The following is a 3,756-nucleotide window of genomic DNA, read 5'->3' as shown; positions in this document are numbered from 1 at the left end:
GGCTACGACGAGGCCGTCCGGCTGCACGACCGCACCGACCCCGCCGCGCCCCGGCTGCTCGCCACGATCGGCGGCTTCGGCAACGCGGCCTGCGGCGTCGCGCTCAGCCCGGACGGCCGCACCCTGGCCACCGGCAGCTGGGACCACACGATGACGGTCCGGGACATCACCGACCCGGCGCGCCCCGGCCCGCCGACGGTATTCAACCGCTACCACGACGACATCGACGCGGTCGCGTTCAGCCCGGACGGCAAGCTGCTGGCCACGGCGGGCGACGGCCACACCGCGCGGCTGTGGGACCTCGCCGACCGCCTCCACCCGGTGGAGATCGCCACGCTGGCGGGGCACGAAGACGACGTCCACACGCTCGCGTTCAGCCCCGACGGCCGGACCCTCGCGACCGCGGGCTGGGACCACACCGCGCGGCTCTGGGACATCTCGGCGCCCCGGGCTCCGCGAGCGCTGGCGAAGCTCGAAGGGCACACGGACACGATCTTTTCGGTCGCCTTCAGCCCCGACGGCAAGCGCGTCGCGACCGCGAGCGCCGACCGCACGATCCGGCTCTGGGACGTCACGAACCCCGGCTCCACGGTGCTGGCCGGCCACACGGACATCGTCATGTCGGTGTCCTTCAGCGGCGATGGCCGCACGCTCGCCTCCGGCAGCTACGACCGCACGATCCGGCTGTGGGACGTCGCGACCGGGTCGCCCCGCGCCGTCCTGCCCGAGGAACGGGACCGCGTCTACGCCGCGCAGTACGCGCCCGACGGGCACACACTGGCCGGTGCGGGCGCGGACGGCACGGTACGGTTGTGGGAGACCGATCCTGACCGGGCGGCCGAACGGATTTGTGCGGTGGCGGCGCCCCGGATCAGCGAAGCGGAGTGGACGGCGAGCCTGCCGGGCCTCGATTACGCCCCGCCCTGCCCCTGACGTTGTTCGGCGTTGTTGTTCGGTGCCGGCGCGCGGACACCGAACAACGCGGATCGGCTAGACATGCCCTCGGACGCCAGACGTCCTCGCGACGTTCACTTCACCGGGGGTCTGAAGGGCTCCTTCAAGGGCACGGGAACCCGCCTCCCGCCCCTCGAAGGGGCCCTTCAGCGTTCCCGGGGTGGTGCCGGACGACGTGAATGACTCATTCATGTCGCCAGACGACATGAATGAGTCATTCACTGCATCGCGTCAGGCCGACGGCAGCCAGTCCGGGTTCGAGGCCAGCACCGTGAGCTGCTGCGTCGCCCGGGTCAGCGCCACGTACAGCACCCGCCGCCCGGTCGTCGACTCCGTGACCAGGTCGATCGGCTCCACCAGTACCACGGCGTCGTACTCGAGGCCCTTCGAATCCAGGCTGCCGACGACCTTCAACCGCTCGTCCGCCTGCCCCGCCAGCCAGCCCGCGACCTCCGGCACCCGGTCCATGGCCGTGATGACGCCGACCGTGCCCTCGACCGCGCCCATCAGCTCCTTGACCGCCGCCTGCGTCGCCGCCGCCAGGCCCGTGGCCTCGACCGGGCGGACCTCCGGCACCACGCCGGTCTGCCGCACCGCCACCGGCAGCTCGCCGGCCTCCGCGTGCCCGGCAACGACCTTGGCCGCCAGGTCGAAGATCTCCGCCGAGTTCCGGTAGTTCGTGCGCAGCGTGAACCGCCGCCGGGTGGTCTTGACGCCGAACGCCTGGTCGCGCGCCTGAGCCGCCTCGGCCGGGTCCGGCCACGAGCTCTGCACCGGGTCGCCGACCACGGTCCAGCTCGCGTACTTCCCGCGCCGCCCGACCATCCGCCACTGCATCGGCGAGAGGTCCTGCGACTCGTCGACGACCACGTGCGAGTACTCGTCGTAGTGCTCGGGCCGCGTCGGCGCCCCGCCGGAGCGCTGCGGCTCCACCTCGATCACCTGGCGGCGCTTGCGCTTCGGCGGCGGCCCGATCAGCACGCGCAGCTCGTCCAGCAGCGCCACGTCCGCGATCGACCAGCCGCGCGACCGGTCCGCGAAGTCCGCGGCCAGCATCGAGATCTCGGCGCGGTTCAGGACACCCTTCGACGCCGACGCCAGCCGCTTCTCCTCGCCCAGCCACTTGAGGATCTGGGCCGGGTACAGCACCGGCCACCACACCACCAGGAACCGGTGGAAGTCGATCCGCTCGCCGAGGTCGGTGATCAGCTCCGCCCGCTCGAACGGCTTGCCGTCGGCCTTCGCGTACTCCTCGGCCTTCGCCGCCAGCGCGTCCAGCAGCAGCTCGGCGGCCCGGATCCGCGACCGGTTCGGCGGCGCGCCCTGCGTGTGGGCCTTCCGGCGCACCTTCTCCAGCTCGCGCGCGTTCAGCTTGAGGACCTCGCCGCGGTAGACGATCCGCATCTCCTCGGGCGCCTCCGGCGGGGTGTCCCGCAGCGCCCGCAGCAGCACCTTCCGCATCCGCAGCGACCCCTTGACCGCCGCCAGCGGCGCCGCGTCCTGCCGCGTCGCCTCCAGGCCGTCGAGGACCTCGCCGAGCGCGCGCAGCTCGACGTTCGTCTCGCCCATCGAGGGGAGGACCCGCGAGATGTAGCTGGTGAACACGCCGGACGGCCCGATCACGAGCACGCCGGCCCCGCCGAGCTGGCGGCGGTGGCGGTAGAGCAGGTAGGCCGCGCGGTGCAGCGCGACGGCGGTCTTGCCGGTGCCCGGCCCGCCGGTGATCTCGGTGACCCCGCGCCACGGGGCGCGGATGACCTCGTCCTGCTCCTTCTGGATGGTCGCGACGATGTCGCGCATCTTCTCGCCGCGCGAGCGCCCCAGCGCAGCCATCAGCGCGCCTTCGCCGACGATCTGCATGCCCTCGGGCACGGCGTCGGCGATCAGGACGTCGTCGTCGACGTCGAGGACGTTCTGGCCGGAGCAGCGGATCACGCGCCGCCGCACGACGTCCATCGGCTCCTCGGCCGTGGCCTGGTAGAACGCGGCCGCGGCCGGCGCGCGCCAGTCCGTGACGAGGTTGTCGAACTCGGCGTCGCGGATGCCGAGGCGGCCGACGTAGGTGCGTTCGCCCTCGCGGTCGTCCAGCCTGCCGAAGACGAGCCCCTCGTACTCGGCGTCGAGCGTCTGGAGCGTCTGGTTGGCGTGGTAGACCATCATGTCCCGCTCGAACAGCATGGACGCCTGCTCGAAGATCGCCTCGCGCTGCGCGCCCTGGCCGAGTTCGTAGCCCTTGGTGCGCATCGCCTCGGCTTGGGTGCGCAGTTCGTCCAGACGGGTGTACACGCGATCGACGTGGGCTTGTTCGATGGCGATCTCGGCCCGTCTGACCCGAGGTTCCGACACGCATGGCTCCTTGACAGCTCTGGATCGCCTCCGAGGGCGAAGAACGACTCTACGCGTTGGGTTCCGCCCGCACACCGATGTCCCGGTTCTGAGTGCCGTGCGTCATCCCCGCACAATCAGGGGGTGACCAGGATCGTGGCCGGGACGGCGGGCGGACGGCGGCTCAAGGTGCCGCCCAAGGGCACCCGACCGACGTCCGAACGCGTGAGGGAAGCCCTGTTCAACGCCCTGGAGACGGCGGGGGAGCTGGACGGCGCCCGCGTCCTCGACCTCTACGCCGGCTCCGGCGCGCTCGGCCTCGAAGCGCTCTCCCGGGGCGCGTCGGACGCGCTGTTCGTGGAGTCCGACCGGCGCGCGGTGGAGGTGCTGCGCGGCAACGTCGCGGCGCTGGGCCTGGGCGGCACGGTCCGGGCAGGGCAGGTCGAGGCGGTCGTCGCCGCGCCCGCGCCCTCGGCG

3 protein-coding genes are annotated in these 3,756 nt (G+C 72.5%); 2 read left to right on the top strand and 1 reads right to left on the bottom strand.

What is annotated here, in order from left to right; genetic code table 11:
* The coding region (locus G3I65_RS02975) for a WD40 repeat domain-containing protein (protein ID WP_160694491.1) at positions 1-933 on the top strand (933 nt) is incomplete at its 5' end.
* Positions 934-1,185: 252 nt separating this feature from the next.
* Here the strand turns inward: G3I65_RS02975 and G3I65_RS02970 are convergent.
* On the bottom strand, positions 1,186-3,300 hold the full coding sequence (locus tag G3I65_RS02970; RefSeq protein WP_160694489.1) for an AAA family ATPase: 2,115 nt from the start codon (positions 3,298-3,300) through the stop codon (positions 1,186-1,188).
* Between the two features lie 123 nt (positions 3,301-3,423).
* Between G3I65_RS02970 and G3I65_RS02965 the strand changes: the two genes are divergently transcribed.
* On the top strand, positions 3,424-3,756 hold a 333-nt coding region (locus G3I65_RS02965; protein ID WP_309235232.1), incomplete at its 3' end, for an RsmD family RNA methyltransferase.

Origin of the sequence: Amycolatopsis sp. SID8362, from assembly GCF_010550475.1 — a bacterium.
Classification (GTDB): domain Bacteria; phylum Actinomycetota; class Actinomycetes; order Mycobacteriales; family Pseudonocardiaceae; genus Amycolatopsis; species Amycolatopsis eburnea.
The sequence above is the reverse complement of the archived record's forward strand: the minus strand, read 5'-3'. Positions and strand labels throughout refer to the sequence as shown.